Source organism: Vibrio sp. Y176 (assembly GCF_033438945.1).
Map to the genome: position 1 here is coordinate 76,214 of NZ_JAWOQS010000008.1, position 17,123 is coordinate 93,336.

At 44.7% G+C, this 17,123-nt stretch carries 22 protein-coding genes; 5 read left to right on the forward strand and 17 right to left on the reverse strand.

The features are described 5' to 3' along the window. Positions 1–6 precede the first annotated feature (6 nt). The 5 genes from vscS (at position 7) to R7O13_RS18650 (ending at position 3,942) form a co-directional block, all read left to right on the forward strand. Complete coding sequence (gene vscS, locus R7O13_RS18630; protein ID WP_005377227.1) at positions 7–273, forward strand: SctS family type III secretion system export apparatus subunit VscS; 267 nt, start codon at positions 7–9, stop codon at positions 271–273. Continuing rightward, on the forward strand, positions 270–1,055 hold the full coding sequence (gene sctT, locus R7O13_RS18635) for a type III secretion system export apparatus subunit SctT (RefSeq protein ID WP_248486633.1): 786 nt from the start codon (positions 270–272) through the stop codon (positions 1,053–1,055). The genes vscS and sctT overlap by 4 nt, the downstream gene beginning before the upstream one ends. Positions 1,056–1,070: 15 nt before the next feature. Then, on the forward strand, positions 1,071–2,120 hold the full coding sequence (vscU, locus tag R7O13_RS18640; RefSeq protein ID WP_318304437.1) for a SctU family type III secretion system export apparatus subunit VscU: 1,050 nt from the start codon (positions 1,071–1,073) through the stop codon (positions 2,118–2,120). Between the two features lie 102 nt (positions 2,121–2,222). Continuing rightward, the gene (locus R7O13_RS18645; protein ID WP_054576983.1) at positions 2,223–2,933 is read left to right on the forward strand and encodes a helix-turn-helix domain-containing protein; all 711 of its coding nucleotides are present in this window, start codon (positions 2,223–2,225) and stop codon (positions 2,931–2,933) included. 106 nt (positions 2,934–3,039) lie between these two features. Next, the gene (locus tag R7O13_RS18650; RefSeq protein ID WP_412125721.1) at positions 3,040–3,942 is read left to right on the forward strand and encodes a DMT family transporter; all 903 of its coding nucleotides are present in this window, start codon (positions 3,040–3,042) and stop codon (positions 3,940–3,942) included. 89 nt (positions 3,943–4,031) lie between these two features. Here R7O13_RS18650 and R7O13_RS18655 read toward each other — a convergent pair whose 3' ends face one another. The 17 genes from R7O13_RS18655 to R7O13_RS18735 all read right to left on the reverse strand — a co-directional run bounded on the left by R7O13_RS18655 (position 4,032) and on the right by R7O13_RS18735 (position 17,115). Then, positions 4,032–5,510 (reverse strand): CesT family type III secretion system chaperone, encoded by a 1,479-nt coding sequence (locus R7O13_RS18655; RefSeq protein WP_318304439.1) that lies wholly within the window; start codon positions 5,508–5,510, stop codon positions 4,032–4,034. A 9-nt stretch (positions 5,511–5,519) separates the two neighbouring features. Continuing rightward, on the reverse strand, positions 5,520–5,978 hold the full coding sequence (locus tag R7O13_RS18660; protein ID WP_005377211.1) for a CesT family type III secretion system chaperone: 459 nt from the start codon (positions 5,976–5,978) through the stop codon (positions 5,520–5,522). Between the two features lie 230 nt (positions 5,979–6,208). Further along, positions 6,209–7,186 carry a type III secretion system effector VopR gene (gene vopR, locus R7O13_RS18665; RefSeq protein WP_005377210.1) on the reverse strand — a complete coding sequence of 326 codons (978 nt, stop codon included), beginning with the start codon at positions 7,184–7,186 and terminating at the stop codon, positions 6,209–6,211. A gap of 10 nt (positions 7,187–7,196) precedes the next feature. After that, positions 7,197–7,643 carry a type III secretion system chaperone gene (locus R7O13_RS18670; RefSeq protein WP_021707758.1) on the reverse strand — a complete coding sequence of 149 codons (447 nt, stop codon included), beginning with the start codon at positions 7,641–7,643 and terminating at the stop codon, positions 7,197–7,199. Between the two features lie 255 nt (positions 7,644–7,898). Further along, positions 7,899–9,062 (reverse strand): VopS family T3SS effector adenosine monophosphate-protein transferase, encoded by a 1,164-nt coding sequence (locus tag R7O13_RS18675; RefSeq protein WP_062730560.1) that lies wholly within the window; start codon positions 9,060–9,062, stop codon positions 7,899–7,901. Between the two features lie 3 nt (positions 9,063–9,065). Continuing rightward, positions 9,066–9,551 carry a type III secretion system chaperone gene (locus R7O13_RS18680; RefSeq protein ID WP_258512499.1) on the reverse strand — a complete coding sequence of 162 codons (486 nt, stop codon included), beginning with the start codon at positions 9,549–9,551 and terminating at the stop codon, positions 9,066–9,068. A 131-nt stretch (positions 9,552–9,682) separates the two neighbouring features. Further along, positions 9,683–10,321: an HrpE/YscL family type III secretion apparatus protein gene (locus R7O13_RS18685; protein WP_005387146.1), complete on the reverse strand. Its 639-nt coding sequence runs from the start codon at positions 10,319–10,321 to the stop codon at positions 9,683–9,685. After that, positions 10,300–10,965 (reverse strand): SctK family type III secretion system sorting platform protein VscK, encoded by a 666-nt coding sequence (gene vscK, locus R7O13_RS18690; RefSeq protein WP_005387147.1) that lies wholly within the window; start codon positions 10,963–10,965, stop codon positions 10,300–10,302. Before vscK ends, R7O13_RS18685 begins: the two co-directional genes overlap by 22 nt. Beyond that, entirely contained in the window at positions 10,958–11,704 is a 747-nt protein-coding gene (gene sctJ, locus R7O13_RS18695) for a type III secretion system inner membrane ring lipoprotein SctJ (protein ID WP_086012989.1), read from the reverse strand. The genes vscK and sctJ overlap by 8 nt, the downstream gene beginning before the upstream one ends. Continuing rightward, on the reverse strand, positions 11,704–12,048 hold the full coding sequence (gene sctI / locus R7O13_RS18700; RefSeq protein ID WP_005387149.1) for a type III secretion system inner rod subunit SctI: 345 nt from the start codon (positions 12,046–12,048) through the stop codon (positions 11,704–11,706). Before sctI ends, sctJ begins: the two co-directional genes overlap by 1 nt. Before the next feature lie 8 nt (positions 12,049–12,056). After that, entirely contained in the window at positions 12,057–12,692 is a 636-nt protein-coding gene (locus R7O13_RS18705) for a YopR family T3SS polymerization control protein (protein WP_318304442.1), read from the reverse strand. After that, on the reverse strand, positions 12,689–13,048 hold the full coding sequence (locus R7O13_RS18710) for a YscG family type III secretion system chaperone (protein WP_005377200.1): 360 nt from the start codon (positions 13,046–13,048) through the stop codon (positions 12,689–12,691). Before R7O13_RS18710 ends, R7O13_RS18705 begins: the two co-directional genes overlap by 4 nt. Positions 13,049–13,051: 3 nt before the next feature. After that, the gene (sctF, locus tag R7O13_RS18715) at positions 13,052–13,300 is read right to left on the reverse strand and encodes a type III secretion system needle filament subunit SctF (protein ID WP_005377199.1); all 249 of its coding nucleotides are present in this window, start codon (positions 13,298–13,300) and stop codon (positions 13,052–13,054) included. Between the two features lie 18 nt (positions 13,301–13,318). Beyond that, on the reverse strand, positions 13,319–13,522 hold the full coding sequence (locus tag R7O13_RS18720; protein ID WP_005377198.1) for an EscE/YscE/SsaE family type III secretion system needle protein co-chaperone: 204 nt from the start codon (positions 13,520–13,522) through the stop codon (positions 13,319–13,321). Continuing rightward, positions 13,509–14,810 carry a type III secretion system inner membrane ring subunit SctD gene (gene sctD, locus R7O13_RS18725; protein ID WP_005377197.1) on the reverse strand — a complete coding sequence of 434 codons (1,302 nt, stop codon included), beginning with the start codon at positions 14,808–14,810 and terminating at the stop codon, positions 13,509–13,511. Before sctD ends, R7O13_RS18720 begins: the two co-directional genes overlap by 14 nt. 5 nt (positions 14,811–14,815) lie before the next feature. After that, on the reverse strand, positions 14,816–16,690 hold the full coding sequence (gene sctC / locus R7O13_RS18730) for a type III secretion system outer membrane ring subunit SctC (RefSeq protein WP_161441215.1): 1,875 nt from the start codon (positions 16,688–16,690) through the stop codon (positions 14,816–14,818). After that, positions 16,687–17,115: a YscB family type III secretion system chaperone gene (locus tag R7O13_RS18735; RefSeq protein ID WP_053307002.1), complete on the reverse strand. Its 429-nt coding sequence runs from the start codon at positions 17,113–17,115 to the stop codon at positions 16,687–16,689. The genes sctC and R7O13_RS18735 overlap by 4 nt, the downstream gene beginning before the upstream one ends. Positions 17,116–17,123 lie beyond the last annotated feature (8 nt).

Consider the following 17,123-nt stretch of genomic DNA (forward strand, 5'->3'; position numbering starts at 1 on the left):
GAAAGTATGCATTCTGCTGAAATCATTCATTTCACGACTCAAGCATTAACCCTAGTGTTGTACTTGTCATTACCGCCGATTTTAGTCGCAGCATTGGTTGGTACATTGGTGTCGCTTATTCAGGCGTTAACTCAGGTCCAAGAACAAACGTTAGGCTTTGTGGTCAAGCTTATCGCGGTCATTATTACGCTGTTCGTCACAACGCAATGGCTAGGGGCAGAGCTCCACGCCTTCGCCTCGCTTGCTATGGATAAAATTCCTCAAATACGATGAGTTATCACGACTTACACCAGACTTTATTTTTGTACAGCCTGACGTTACCTCGGTTAATGGCGTGCTTCATCTTTTTGCCTATTTTGAGCAAGCAAATGCTAGGCGGCACCATGGTGAGAAATGGTGTGCTTTGCTCACTCGCGCTGTTTATATTTCCGATGATTAATCAGCAAAGCTTGCCCGCAGAAACCGACGGCATTTGGCTGATAATGATTTTGGGTAAGGAGGTATTAATTGGGCTATTGATAGGGTTTGTTGCTGCTATCCCTTTTTGGGCGATAGAAGCGGCCGGTTTTCTGGTCGACAACCAACGTGGGGCTGCCATGGCAAGTATGTTTAACCCAACGCTAGGCTCACAATCCACACCAACAGCGGTATTACTGACCCAAACGTTGATTACCCTGTTCTTCTCTGGCGGGGGCTTTGTCACTTTTATCTATGCGTTATTCAAAAGCTATACATCTTGGCCGATCGTGGACTTTTTCCCAACCGTTAGCGACGCATGGGTGAGCTTCTTCTACGCGCAATTTGAACAGCTTATGTGGCTTGGTGTGTTGATGTCCGCTCCACTAGTGTTGGCAATGTTTCTTGCTGAGTTTGGTCTGGCGCTTATCAGTCGTTTTGCACCGCAATTGAATGTTTTTTTCCTTGCCATGCCAATAAAAAGTGCCATCGCGAGTGTTTTACTGATCGTGTATCTCGGAATTATGATGGATCACTTTGAAGTACAGTTTTACGGCATTACCCGATTCGCAGAACAACTCAATACCATTTGGCAATAACGCTTAGGATTCTTTATGAGTGCAGAAAAAACAGAGCAACCCACCGCAAAAAAGTTACGCGATGCTCGACAGAAAGGTCAGGTTGCCAAAAGCCAAGAAATCGTATCGTCTGCATTAATTTTGGCGCTCATAATTGTACTGTTTGCGTTCGCCGATTATTACATGTCGCACATCTCAGCGCTTATTCTCCTACCAAGTAAGCTTGCTTATCAGGGTTTCCAAGATGCGCTAGTCGATGTCGCTATCGCCATCGCAAAAGAAATTGCCTATCTACTCGCTCCGATTATTCTGGTTGCTGCACTCGTCGCCATCTTTTCCAATATGGGGCAGTTCGGATTCCTATTTAGTGGTGAATCCGTTAAACCCGACATCAAAAAGATCAATCCCGTCGAAGGGGCCAAACGCATTTTTTCCCTTAAGAGTGTGATTGAGTTTATCAAGTCGATCCTTAAAGTCTCTCTTCTTTCCTGCATTATCTGGGTGACATTATGCGGTAACATCAACGCTTTAATGCAAATTCCAACTTGTGGGCTAGAATGTGTCCCGACCATTACTGGCGTCATGATTAAACAATTAATGATTATCTCTTCGGTAGGCTTCATCGTCATCGCTGCCGCAGATTTTGCGTACCAGAAATTTGATCACACGAAAAAGCTCAAAATGAGCAAGGACGAAGTGAAACGCGAATACAAAGAGATGGAAGGCAGTCCAGAAATAAAAAGCAAACGTCGTCAGTTGCACCAAGAGCTACAAGCCTCCAATCAACGCGAAAACGTTAAACGTTCTAATGTATTAGTTACAAACCCAACACATATCGCGGTTGGCCTTTATTACAAGAAAGGCGAAACGCCCCTGCCCGTCATCACTTTGATGGAAACCGATGCGGTAGCCAAACGTATGGTCGCAATCGCTAAAGAGGAAGGCGTGCCTGTGATGCAAAAAGTCCCTCTTGCTCGTGCACTATACGCCGACGGTAACGTCGACCAGTACATCCCAAGCGATCTTATTGAGGCAACTGCGGAAGTGCTTCGTTGGTTGGCTTCGTTAGAGTCCGAGGCGGACTAACAAACCACATCCCATTCAAGATCTGGGCTTACAACTGCCCAGCTTTCAACCTCGATACTTTCAACGCTATAATGCGGTATCCTTTAACTGTATGTTGTTTTTATGAAATCTAGCTTAAGCATTCGCTCCTACACGAAACGTATGAGCCGACATACTCATAGTGATTATCATCAACTGGTGCTTCCTCTCCAGGGCAACATACATATTGATATGGATAGCTATGTCGGAAAGGTGGCGGTTGGCGACTGCATAGTCATCCCCAAAAGTTGTGCTCACGGGTTTAATGCCGAAGAGTCATCACGCTTTATTGTTGCGGATATGACCACTTTGCCCACTCATTTGATGGATAATAGTGTGGCTGTGTTTTCGATTAGCCCGCCTCTACTGAGCTTTATCCAGTTTGTCGAAAAGCAACTTGAGTATCAGGTTAATGATGAAATTGAAAACTCAATGGTTGCAACCTTCTATCTGTTGCTGGAGCAGCAAAAGCGGTCTCGCTCCGTGGATTCGCGTATTCGAGATGTACAGGTTTTGATCGCCGAGCAGCTTGATCAGCCACTCACCATTGCCTCGTTAGCGAATGCCGCTTGCTTGAGTCCGACGCAGTTTAAAAAGCTTTTTAAAGAGCAGCTAAAAGTGAGCGTCCATAAGTACATTACACTACAACGTATGGAAAAAGCCAAAGCACTACTGACTCATACAGACCTTCCAGTTCAGTTGATAGCTGAACGAGTTGGTTATAGTGACCTTTCCGCGTTTAGTCGACGGTTTTCAATGCATTTTGGTATGTCTCCTAGAGAGTTTTCCCGATAGTCACTAAAATAGTCTTCTGGAACAAGTATTCCGTCTTTTCAGCACAAAAATCTCTATCGCTTTCTTTTATTCTTTCTACCCTAAAACAGCCATTCACTAGGTAGAAATTACAGTGTTAAAAAAACATTTCACCGACTATCAATTAGGAACTTTATCCATACTTTTTGCTTCAACCCTGTGGGGAACGACGGGCACCGCTGCCAGCTTGGCACCGGATGTCAGTGCTCTCGCCATTGGCGCATTTTCTATGGGTATTGGTGGGTTTATGCAAGCATGTCTATCTGCGAAGTCACTGAAGAGAGATTTTCGAAAAGTCGTACATAAGAAGAAAACGTTACTGATTAGTATTATCGCCTTAGCCACCTACCCACTGGCTTTTTATTCATCAATGCGATTCGCTGGTGTGGCTATTGGTACGGTTATTTCTATCTCCACTGCTCCTTTCTTTTCTGCTTTGTTAGAGTGTCTCTTTAGCCGAAATCAGACCATAACCAAGCTCTGGATGATGAGTTTCGCAATCGGGGTCATTGGCATTACCTTGTTGCTGGCTTCTGAGTCATCCGCAAATAGCTTATTTGATCAGGATATGAAGCATTGGGGTGTATTACTTGGCCTATTGGCAGGTTTGACGTACGCCATTTACTCATGGGGAGTAAAGGCTATGATTGACCACGGCATTGAATCGCAAACGGCCATGGGAAGTGTTTTTGGTATTGGTGGAGTTTTGCTTCTACCAACACTTTTCATCACGGGTGATAATCTATTTGCATCGTCAACTAATACGACGGTCATGCTCTACATGGCCTTGATTCCAATGGGGTTAGGTTACGTCGCTTTTGGGTTTGGGCTACGGTTTGTTACAGCCAGTGGAGCTAGCATACTCACGCTATTTGAACCTGTTATCGCAGCAGCACTAGCAGTTGCGATTGTTGGGGAAGAAATTTCTTTCATTGGTTGGGTTGGTATAACGTTGACACTTGTGTGTTTGTTTCTTCAGTCGAAAAGTTAAATTAAACCGATATTAGCCAGCCCCAAAAAGGAACGCTGACGGTAGATAAAGTAAGGAGCAGCACCTACTCCCTACTTTACCATTTGAAATTACACCCAGCCTTCTGCCAAGTACATCAATCGCAATTGACTTGGTGAGCCTAGTTTTTCTAGCGCATCTAATTGGACGTCACTCAGGTTTGGGCATTTATCAAGATAAACTCGTCCGTTTGCTGCATCTAGGGGGAGCTTGTAGGTGAGCTTTTCGTTTATTTTACTTGCTTCCCCTTTATCAATCGCTCGAACAGCTGGCATGAGCCAATCCCAATCTTCTCCTAACAGTTTTTTAAACGCCCCGTTAGCAATAGACTCGGTTTTACTTGGTGCATCCTCTGGGCTTAGCTTCAAGATAGAGTCTACATCAGGAACCAAGTGCTCACTTGGCTCTGAACCCAACATCTTTTTCAGTGTTAATCGAGCGGTTTCCATCTCTTGTGCCTCTTTAGGCGCTTGAGGAGAAGTCATTACAGTATTCTCCTTAGGACCAAGGTACGCCATTAATGCGCGGACAGAAGCCGGATCTTGCATACTGAAGGTAAAGTCTCCTTTGGCATTAGAAACTTCAAGCCTTGGTAAAACACCAGACATCTCACCTTGCATGAGTTGTTCTTTGACTTCTGTATTTAGTCCGTATGCTCCAGCTTGGTTCGCCACAAAACCACCGCCGCTCATGATAGCAGTCGTTGCCGCAGAACCGATTGCCTCTTTTGCTATCGGTGTGACGCCCACCGTTGCTACAGAGCTAACACCGAACGTGCCCAGGCTCCCCGTCGCCATACCTAACGTAGCTCCAATGCCACCTTCAGCCGACAGTATCGCATGACCTTGAGCCAAGGTTTGCTGCATCGGCATAGAAAGACGTTGATCTCGCCCTGGCAGCTGTGAAATTTGTTCTAACTGATGATGGTAAGCCTCAGCATCACCATTTACGGCCGCTTTGTGCAACTCTCTACCTGTAGAAATCAATAAGCCAACGCCAGGTAATGCCAAGTTAATAACGGCGTTCACACCAGAACCTTTTAGCTTTTCTTTGCCCATCTGTAACAGTTCAGCAGCGAAGCCATCCATTTTTCCTGGATACTGGGCTTCTAAACTCACCTGCATACGCGGATCTTTGCTGATCGCATCAAACGTATTTTTAAGCTGCTGGTACGTATCGCTGCTCACTTTTATTTCATCCAATAGGCTGACAACTTCTAAGATTTTACGCTCAGTAAGTGGCTCACCGCGATAGCCTGAAGGACTCACTAGGGAGTAAGCCAACAGCGCAACCTCAGGTTTTTCTTGCTTAAGTAGCGCCTGCTTTAAATCAAGGTGAGTTTTGATGTTTTCTTGGAAAAACTTAGTGTATTTGCTTCTCAATACGCCTTCGTGAATAGAAGCAAACTTATGACCTTTGTGGAATGTGGAAGGTTCTTTTACTTCACCTCTTTTACTGATCACTCGATCATCTTTTTGCGCAGCAACTGCACGAAACTGTTCTAGATCAGGTACTGGGCTTTGGCTGATTTTTTGTGTTGTATTAACCATTTTTCTCTCCTACACACGAAGTGATTGAACATGAGCTTGTTCATGATTAGAGGTGGTTGGAATCGCTTGATCCAACATTGCGAAACGCGCTTGCCACAGCTCGGCCTGTTCAATAACTTCGTGAAACCAAGCGGTAAGGTTCGTCGTATTTAGATGCTCAACGGGTTTACGTCCTGCTAAGACAAGCTGTCGACCGTTTGGAGCCAAAGCAAGTGCGAGGTTGCCACTACCAATTCCTTGATAGTTAGCATGAGCAAGAAGCTCTAAACCTTTTAGTCGTTGTTCACCGGATTTTTCTAACCCTCCGAACGTTACAGACAACATCAAATCATCCGTATCTGTCGCGATGAAATACAACATGTAGCGATCATCGACCAGTAGCTGACAACGTTCATTTTCTTCAAAATTCAGTTCGGGCAACTCATTGAGTTGGCAAAACTCCAAGAGCAGTTGTTGAATCGTGTTCATAACTTTTTCCTTTTGTTTCAATAACTCTATTGAACAACGATTGCAGATTGAACGATGTCGGTAATGGCTTTATTTTTGTCACTTTTTCGCCTTCATTGTGAGGTTTTCCGCAGAAATCTCGCTCTAAAATCGAGTTGCCAGAGTAATAAAAAAGAGCAGCTCAGAGCTGCTCTTTCAATAAAGGTTAGATGCTTAGCATGGTGTATTTGCTCACTTCTTTTGCAGAGTGACTAACCCAGTTTATGGCTATCAAAAATGACTTCTGTTGGCGGGAACATATTCGAAACAGGTGGTCGTTGTGCATCTCCAAACATTGGTGCACCGAATGCAGATGTCGCCCACGGGTCAACAATTTTCACATCCTTACTCCACGTTGATGGATCTTTTATGTCGCTCCCCTCTTGTCGACCAACCAGTACATAAAGGTGTGTACCTGAATGACCCTTTTTAAACGCAACCACTTCTACTTTGGGTTCACTTTCAGGTGTTCCTGACATGCCTTGAATCATCTCAGCGGCGGCAGCAAAGGCAAATGTAGTACAGCAGCCAGCTTTCGCGGTTTGTACTGCCTTAGCAATGTTCTGTAGAGTGCTTAATTGCGGTGCGGTTCCTCTTTGTGCTGCAGCTTGAACTCCGTTTGCGGACATCGTCGCTCTGTGATCTTGCATGATTCGCGCTTGATCCGCGTGAAGCTCTTTTAGTCGTGGCTTTCCTTTTGTTTCATAAAACTGTGACCCCTTAACACCGAACGTATTTAAGTCCGTACAGGCAAAATCACCAAGCTTTTGAAGGTTGGCTTTATGTTCGTTGATAAGCGCGACACTCGATGAGGCTTTATTGGTTTTGGAAGAAGAGGCTGCCGTTTGTGAAGTGGGCCAATTTGAGCTAGGACCAGACGACAATCTCTCAAGATTTTTCAGGCTCCCAAGCGTTAACTTGTTTTCACCGTTCAACACATTTTTCAGCATCAGCTTCGCAACATCTTTAGGAATACCCTGCTTAGTAAGCAGGTTCACTACAATATCTTTCGCTTTATTCTGGTGGCTAATACGCGCGCTGATACTTTTATTTTTTGGTGCGCCCTCTTTAACAAAAATATCTTTACCGTTGTGTGCTCGAACCTCTTTGTCGTCAGCTTGATTTTGTGTCGCCAAATGTGACGTTAACTGACTCAACGAGTGCATTTGCGATGTATTAATATTGACCATGTGTGATGCCTTAAACTTGAATAAATGCGTGTACGTCTGTTTGGCTAAAATCTACAACCGTGTTGTTTTGAAATAACTGTCCCCAAGTATCAACTAATTCGTTCAACTGAATGATTAAGTTAGCAATGTTGGTGAGTTCACTTCCAGCCGCGATAGCAACTTGAAGAACAACGTCTTTGCGTGTTGGATTCACACAAAACTGCACACCACCTGTTTCTCGATACAAGAAGTTGTATTCAAGTAAAACTTGAAGTTTATCTAGCGTAATATCATCTTGTTCTATAAGCAGGTTTTTGGAAATCAATAACTCGCCTTTTTCCTCTACGAGCAGAACATCGACACTGTTGTTTTCAGCAAAATGCAGTGACCACATTTGATTGTCATACGCTGTCACGCGCTCAAGGTTCAGCACTTCTCCTAGCTCAGAGAGAAGCATATTAATCTTTCCTGTATCCATGTTGTGTCCTGTCTAATTTATTATAACTAAGTGACATCGATATATTTATTGCAGCGAAGCCACTTGGGTATAACGGCTCATTTAAATAAGCGAATAAGGATAAAAGAGATTTTATGGCGAGATAGAAACCGACACTTTATTTCAACGTCTCATTTTTATTGCTATTAGCCGTTTTATTGAGAAGAAAAATTAAGGTTAAGCTGGAAAATAAAAGAGCGGCAATCGCCGCTCCAAAAATTAAATAGAAGTAAAAAATCACTTAATACCGTGAAGGCTATTTTCTGCATCCATAGCTAAAGGATTGAACGAGTCGTTACGAAGTTCTGCTATCGCGTATAGCATGCGACCCATGCGACCATTTCCATCGGTAAAGCCATGGTACCCGATAACTCCGGCGAACAAATGCTTACCTAAGTCTTTATCTTCTACAGGGTTCTCTTTCAAAAAGCCTTCAATGTGCTGCTTTAACATGCCCTCACCGCCAATACTTGAAGGCAAAGTGCCACCCGAAATATTTGGCCCTCGGTAATCACGCTCAACATTAGGCACCAATCGAGCGTGTAGCTCTTTTAGGTTTTCCATATTCAATAAATCTTTACCATTAGACGCGTATTCTTTCAGTAAAGACGTAATATTTTCGGCATCGTTTCCTTTAGAGTTAGAAGCATTAATGATCCACGCCGCAGCTCTTTCAACATTATTGGTTACGCCACTTTTGTTAAACGCGTCCTCTGCCAGTCCTTCAGCGTATACACCTTGGCTTAGATCGGTGCTTGCTAGACCTTCGATATGACGTTGCGCCGATTTAAGATGCATCACCTCCATATCAAACACCGCTTGCATTTGATTAATGCTACCTGCCGGGTTTTTCTGCGCTGCAGATACACCACCGCCGTAGTCTTTTACTACACGTCCAGCAAGCAACTTCGCTGCACTTTCGCCAATCAGTGATGTGAGGTTTTTACCAGAATCGGTTTCTAACATTGCCTCTGTCATCGCTCGCTCAGCTAACTGGTTTAGCTCAGCAGAGTTCGACTGAACTGATTTACTGTCTAACTTCGCAAAGGCATTTAAGACATCTGATGCGGTTTTTATGCTTCCATCTTTGAAGAACATTTGTCCATGCTCAACAGAAGAAGCAGCTTGTAAACGCTGAGCTTGTCCTTGCTCATTATCAAATACGGCTTTTGTAAGGGCTTTCGCTACCGATTGTGGGCTACCTTCGCGAAACAGTTTTCCTGTCGCTTCAAAAAATCGCGCTACTGCACCATTCGTAGGATTGGCGCGAGTAAATTCTTGGGTCGCTGCGTTGATTTGGTATTCTTTGCCACCAATACTCAGCTTACCTTCGTTAAGTATCTCGTTACGAGCTTGCGGCATGGCGGCCTGCAACGCGCTAACACTTCCAAAACTGATCATGTTTTAAACCCTTAATGTGGAAAAATGAGTGGTATTCGTTTCCGGTACTTCGGTTGTTTTATTGGTTACTTCTTGTGTATTCGCACTTTTTAACCACTCGATGAAATTCGCAAATGACTCATCGAAAAAAGATGCAGTTAGCAGTTGCTGAGGCAGGTGTATGAAACCGATATATCCGGTCTCTTCCTCCCAGCATACCGCTGGAGAGCCTTGCGTTAAGGCACCTTTCATATGTTGATGCAAAATATCAGCACTCGGTTTATCACCTGAAATTAGCCCGATAAGCGTCACACGATCTTCTTGTGCACGAATTGTGATTGCTGTGTTTTGCTCAACGAGTAGATGGCAACAATCATCCTCATCAAAAACCAACGGCTCCAATTGGCAGCGGCTGGCAAAATCTGTCAGTAAAGAAGTTATAAATCCATTAGCCATTCGACTAAATAATCCTATTTTTGTTGTTTTAGAGGCGCTGCTTGGTTGCAACACTTATCAACTAAGCAGCTTTCTTAGGTGTATTCTTAAGGATTTATGGCAGTGAATATTTTAGAAATGGTCGGATTTTTTTTGTTTAAAGGCATTAAAATGAAAAAACTCAGCAAGTGCTGAGTTTTTGAGGTTTATTCATGAATCGTAATTTTACGCTCGCTGAGCTGCTTCACCATGGCTTGCTTTAATGCATGCAGCTGTCCATCAATACTGGCGTCGATGATCCCAACTTCTGTTTCCAAAATGCAGCCTCCATTTTTCAAGCGCGCATCTGCTACCACGTCAACGTAACCGACTTCAGGGAAATCACTTAATACACCAGCCACCTTTTCTCTCACCTCAACAACCTGCTCTGGGTGGACATGTAAAATGACCTGCTTTTGGTTACTCACCAGTTGCAACGCTTCTCGAACTACACTCACCGTGGTATCGACATCATCGAAGGTATCGATGATCTTACGTACTGCTTCTAACACCACACCTGTCATTTTTTCTTCGACTTGCTGATAGTAGTCATTACAACGTGCTAAGGTTTCAACCATCGTTTGCGCATTTTCAATCTTGGCTTGTGCAAGGCCATCTTGATAACCACGTTGTTTTTCGGTTTCGTAGGCTTGTTGGGCATTAGCAATGATGCTTTCAGCTTTGGAGTTCGCGGCTTCAACTAAGTGTTGCGAATCCAGATAACTGGCATAATCTTTCGCTTTCAGCACCTTTAAGCCAGGTGCCAGCTGCAAATTGTCTGTTTTTATTTCAACAAATGAAACCATTGAGGAATAACCTGTTTTGCGATTTTTTTTGTGAGTCGATACGCCAGATCTCGTTGATCCGCTTCCAACCAGTTAGCTGTTTCTGCGTTTTCGCTAAGTTGCTTTTCTAATTTGAATTGCCAACGAAGAACAACATCTTCCGGTGAGTTAATCAAAATAAACCTCATCCAAAAATATCCCAGCGCCCTCATACTTGCTTCAACAGACCTTTCATCCAATAGTTCTGGTAACGAACGCTGCCAGCCTTGCGGCCAGCTGGATAACAGCATAGGCCCGTTTTGAATTAAGAACCGAGCGCCTTCCAAACCAAAAACGTTGTTCAGAACCTGTTTCGGGCGTTTTAAAACAACGCCTCGCATTGCCACACAATGTAAAGCTCCGCCCACCATCAATACGAGTTGGTTCAACGCATCCGCTGGGAGCAACGCCAAGCTATGGCAAGGTTTGTTAAAAGCCGTCTCAGGAACGGGAGATAACGCCCACTCATTTATGCACCATTGGTTAAACATGGGGTTATCTCTCCAGCCTTCGATATTTAGTAACCAAGGCTGCTTTTGCTCTATCCAACTTCTATGGATGTACTGGCAAGGCGCATAGTTAAACTGGTGTTGTACCTGCGCGAGTGGTGTTTCTGGTTTAACCACGCTTCGTGTTCCTACGACACCATGTAAAAGTAGCGATATTTGAGCCGATGAGTGCCGCTACCAAGAACACCAAAATGGCGATAAGATTATTCGCCGTCTCTTTGGTGACCTGAACCGACAAAATGCTTTTAAATTGATTGTTTTGAGTAGCAACTCGAACCTCTGATGAGGGTACCATCACTACGCTGATTCGATCGTAGTTCAGCCCCTCAATGCTATTGTTCACTAATAATTTGATCTGCGGAACATATGAATCAAGCGCAATATCTGCTGCGTGTTTAATAAATACGGAGGCAGAAGCTGGAGTTGGGCGCTCTCCTGGACGCAGATCTTGATCTTCCAAAACAACATGAACACGTGCCACCAGCACGCCATCAATCTGAGATAAGGTTGACGAGAGCTCTTGAGATTTCGCGTACACCAAACGGGCTCGTTCTGCTAATGGTGACGAGATCAAATCGTCTTTAGGAAACACCTCTTTCAGTGTAGAAAACTGCTCTCTTGGATAACCTTTTCGCTTTAGCGCATCTACCGCGAAGGCGATTTGAGAACTGTCTACCATTAACTTGACGGTGTTGTCTTTGTCAGGTTCTTTTGTTGCAACGACACCTTCGGATAGTAAGATCGACAACATCTCATTACCCTCTTTCTGAGTAACGTTGGTGTATAGCTCGGTCTGACAACCTACCAGAAACAACGTGAGCATGATGAAAACTGCTCTCATTTTATTCATCATCACTATTGTGCCTTCAATAAGGTTTCTACGTTTTGTGTGGTTTTACCCACGGTTTTCGCGATCAGCTCTTCTTGAAAAGTAATGCGTGTCAGCGCCCACTGCATTTGCAGTAATTGCGCCGGATCATCACCCACCATCTTCATGTTGTCTTGCAGGTTACTTTTCGCGTTATCGATAGTGTTTTTCAACTCGCTGATGTTTTCTAGCAAACCTCCCTCCAGGCCATTACTTGCCTCGGGAACCGACATGGCTTGCTCAAAACGTTCGCTTAAACCGTCTTCGACTTGCGCATCCTGCAACTTATCAATGTTGGTTTGCATCACCTCGGTGTACTGCGTGTTTATCATATGTACTCCTAAGATAAATCTAACTTGTGACTGTGAGTCATGATGTTTTTCACCATCGCATTTTTTTGGATCATGAAGCTAAGTTCATCACGAACCATGTCCAGTGTTGATGCCATATCAGGTAACGACCTCAACTCTGCCCAGCAATGCCATAAGGCTTGTTCTTTCTGGGCACCCAGTGGAAAATGCTGCGCTAGCATTGCTTTTAGTGCTGTTTTATCAGCAGGTGGTTCGGCAATAAGCTGTCCCGAAAAATTCCCTAGTAACTCCTGCTTCAACACCTTTAACAAATCAGATTGTGGCTGCTCGTTGCCTTTTGCACTCTTCGCCTCATGAAAGGCGTACCACATTGCCTCTCGTTTAACTTGAGGGTCGGAAAACGCTTCATTTAACGACGATAAGACACTTTGTTTACTGACAACCTCTGCGTCTTTTAATGATTCATACCACGCTTTGATCTCCGCCAGTTTCGCTTCTGTTTTCTCTAGCGTCTCTTTTGGAGAAACATGTGAAACTTGCTCTTGCTTGTCACTTCGCTCCATGAGTGCTTTCATCTTGTCTTCATCGCTCCGCTCATAATGGCGCGACTCCGACTGACGCAAAGATTGGTGTTGAAGACCTAGGTTACTCGAATCAATTATCATCCAAGATTCCTAATGTCCTGAGAAAAGCTCGCAGCAAATGCTTGGCTTTCTTCGCTTCCTTGTGACGCAAGTTCTACCCAGCTTTCCGCTTTGCTCAGTAAACCGGCTTTGGCAGAAGCAAGAGCCGCTAAGCTGATCAGATCTGGATAGGCGTTACAAAGTGGTTCGAGTAATTGATGAGCCTCTTCATACAAGCCTTTATTCATGAGGCTCATTGCACGAATCATCGCAACGGTCTCTTCAGAACCTGAGCTTGCTTCAAGGCCGTCTGCAATCGTGTTGGCTTCTTGATGACGATGCATACCTGTTGCCATCAGCGCGATTTCAGCCAGCAGTTGGCGCGTTTCTCGTTCCATGCTTTACACCTTCTGGAGAATCGACTGCATCACATCTTTAATCGCACGAGTGGTGGTCGCATTGATATTGTAAACAACAGACCATTTGTTGATCGCGTGCTGAAGCTCGGCAAGCTTTGATGGATCATCGGCATTGGTTTCTAGGTTCTTGATGGCTGCCGTCACTTCTGTGTTGGCATCTTTCGCTTGTTGTTCTAACTTAGCTTTAACATCATCAAGGTTTACACTGTTACTAGCATCGTAAAATGACATAAGACTTCCTCGTATTTTTTAGTTAGCTTCGTATGATTCAACGACCGCATGGGCGGCTGTGTAAGCTTCATACTGTTTGAGTAGCAATTGGTACTGCTGTGGTGAGCACCCTAAATCCAACTGACGTTTCACCACCGCTTGTGCTTCTAAGAGCTTGCTCTTAATCTTGTGCACTTCCGCACCGTTTGTGTCGTTATTTAAAATTTGTTCAAGATTTGTCATTGTTCGTCTCGCCTTCATATCCAAGTTCTATTGTTATCACCCGCCCGCCTTTAACCAACTCAATACCAGCAGGTGTAACACTGGATATTCGGTAGCCCTGAGGCGTTCTTGCACCGACCATATAGCGAACGTTATCGGTCAGAATCACATATGGAACCTGGCCAAAGTTAACGCTACGAAACGGGAAATCGATGTTGGTGCCTTTACTCACCTTAGGTATGGATTTCAAAACTAAGTACGGTTTCTCACCATATTGTTCCCGGAAGTCTCGGGTCACACCGTAAAATCGAGTCGTTTCGATATCATCAAGCTCACCACGAACTTCGATGCGATCACCGCTGGTGACCAACTGGACTTTCTTCAGTAGCTCCGCATCCGTTAATAACGCTTTTAGCGTATCCATGTAGGCACCCGCTCGCTGCAGTTCAACCTTCCACGCAATAAGACCCGGCACGTCTCGCTCCAAGATTTGTTCAACTTGGTTCCAGCGGCTTGCATCATCGATATAGCCCGTCAGCAGCAGTGTGCCGGTCTCATCGCCATTTTCGACTTTCACTTGGTGATAGCCGAGGTTGCGCAAAATAAATCGAACCCCGCGACGGATTTCTTCCATCGTTCTTAAGTCACTTTTGTAATTGATGCCCAATACATCAATTCGACCAAGCAAATCGAGTTTCTGTGTTCGGTCTTCAACATAGCCCTCTAAGACTGCTTGGCGTGCGGCGGCATTCCATTCCACGCGAACGTCGCTAAGTTTGAGCTCGCCTAAGATGTTACGTACCAAAACAATGGGTTCTGCTTCTGTAACAATTTCATTGTTGTTTCCGTTAGCTTGGCTGTACCACATACCGGCAAAAATGACACTCGGGACAAAACTACAAAGCAAAGCGATGAGCGTTGTTTTTTTCCAGCTAGAGCGTTGCACAGCAACCACAGGTGTATTCTGTTGGCTAGATTCGTCGCTGACGTTACTCACAATTAACGCATCTTCCGCGTATCCCAGAGCGAACTTCACAACGCCGACCGAGACAACAGCATGGCGTGACAACTCGATACCATCACCTGCAACAGCGATGTCTTCACTGTTAATATTTGCCTCTTCGCAGCCTCGTAAAATGACCGAGTCTTGCTGGCAAACGAGGGTGAAATGGTTCGCTTCGACCCCAGCATCAGACAGTACAAGATCAGCAATAAAGTCGTCACTGCCAAGCACGAGAGCACCTTCAGGTAAGGTGACTTCTACTCCGGTATGCACGCCTGATAAAATACGAATTTTCCATTGCTGCATCGCGGTTAAGACTCCTCTGAAGGGCGCACACACTCACTTTGTGAGTCATCACATTCCAATACTTTCACCCGCCAACCCTTTTGCCCTGTTGGTAATTGGCACTGCGTTAATTGAGACGACTTTTGCTGTGACAATAAGTCTTGTTGATAGCGCTCGGCTTGAACCCTCGATGTGCAGCTATATACTTCCACTACCGATTTAAATTCAGCGCTATTGTTGGAGATGTTGTTAAGCTTGCCGATACTTGGTCGCAAGTCATATTCGTTGCCAATCAACACACTATCGCCAATACCATCCACAACAATTCGAGGTTCTAAAATAAACATTCGTACTGTGCGGCGCTTAGTGTTGGTATTACTTCTAAACAGCGCGCCTAAATATGGGATGTCTCCTAGCAATGGCACTTTACGTAACTGATGGCTCACTTCATCTCGGTACACACCACCGATAAGTAAGCTTTGCCCTTGTTTAACCGTCGCTAAGGTGCTGATTTCAGTTTTACGAACGGAAGGAAGATCATCGACGCCACCATCAGCGATCTTTGCACCGTCTTCGAGATGAAGGCTCAGGTTAATTTCAGGTCGTGCAGCAAATCTATCACCAACGATACGTGGGACAATTCTCAGTAACGTGCCATACGTGACCTCTTCCAGCGCTGCGGTTTCTTTACCAACCAGCTTGACGTAAAACGTGCTGCTGTTGTTCAGTACCGCTTCGACATTTTCCTGAGTTAACAATGTTGGTCTTGAAACCACTTGAGCACTGCCTTTGGATTCCAATAAACGAATTTGAGCCAGCAAGTAATTTAGGTTGGTTGAATCAAGCAAGGACTTAAAGTTCTGTCCACTGCCGAGCGTCACATCCCCCGAATTCACATCCCCTGTTGTTTTGATATCGACAATGCGGTTGTTTCCGACAGACACTCCCGCTCGCCAATCCACGCCTAACTGACTTAAATCGTTGGCACTGATATCGACAATCGATAGCGCGACTTCAATTCTTGATTGCGGCTGGTCTAATTGCGCGACCAGTTTACGATAGAGCGGTAATCGTGCTTGAGTATCACGAACGATAATCGCATTAAGACCCGGCTCTGCTTCAACTGTTGCGCCACCATGAACTGAGGCGGTTTTATTACTTTTTACAGGCTTATCTGAACTGGTAACTTCTTTGCTAGACGCACTCGCCACTTGCGTTTGAACACCAGACACGACCCGTTTTAACACCGATGCGATGCCAGGGACCGTAATTGTCTGATCTCGATATGCAATTTCTCTATCCGTTGCAGAAGCGTACTTCAAAGGAATTATCTCAACGAATAATTCGTCGGTTGAATTCGATTTCTGCAGCAAGCGCGTTTCCAATGCCTCCGCCGTTTGTACCACTAAGTCGACATAACGTGGAGGACCCGCAAGATAGACTAACCCTTTGCTCTCAGCCGCTCTCCAACCATAACGAGAATCCCAAACGCCGGTGGAAATTAACGTACTGCGTAGCTCTCTAGCCGTAAGTAATTCCAATTGAAGTAAACGTGAGCGAGTTTCTGTCGCCTTATAGACATGTAAGACGGCACCATCGAAATACCACATCAAGTTGTACACTTGCGATAAGTAATCGAGGAATTCCGCCGGATCTTCAGGGGTAAAACGCCCATTCACTCGATCGTTGACTTTGTCACTAACAGAAACCGAGACACGATAATTTGCACCGAAGTTATTCAACAACTCTTTTAATGAGTCGTTATCTGCATAGTAGCGGAACGGTTGTTCGGGCCAGTGTAAGTCTGTTGCTTGCGCATATCCCAAAGGAACAACACTCACTGCGCATAGCAATGCCTTTGTTGCAGCACGTCTAATGTTGGGAAAGATTTTTAGCATCATGGTAACCACACTGTATGGTTGATTGTGTGGTTCACACGTTCTTGTTCCAATAATGCAATGTAACGCTCACATAGATTGACGTGCTTAGAAAGCAAAGCAGAGAACCGTTCCACCGAACAGTCCTCAACCCGTACTTTACTTTGCAAAATCAATTGCTGATCATCATTGGTTGTCAGTACGCCGCCATCCGCACGAATGGTTTTTAATGAGAGCTGCATGCAACGTTGTAACGCTTGTTCTTGTTGATAATCTAGATGCTCTTTAAATTGGAAGGGTAACGTCGCTTCCCATAAAATCCATGACGCACGTTGCTTGATGGTCAGTGATAACTGGTCAACCTCGATGTTGTAAGAACCATTTTCTGAGGCAATAAAATCCCCTACCTTTAGCGCTTCCGCTAAAGATTTCATCATCTTATCTAACATTTAACGCC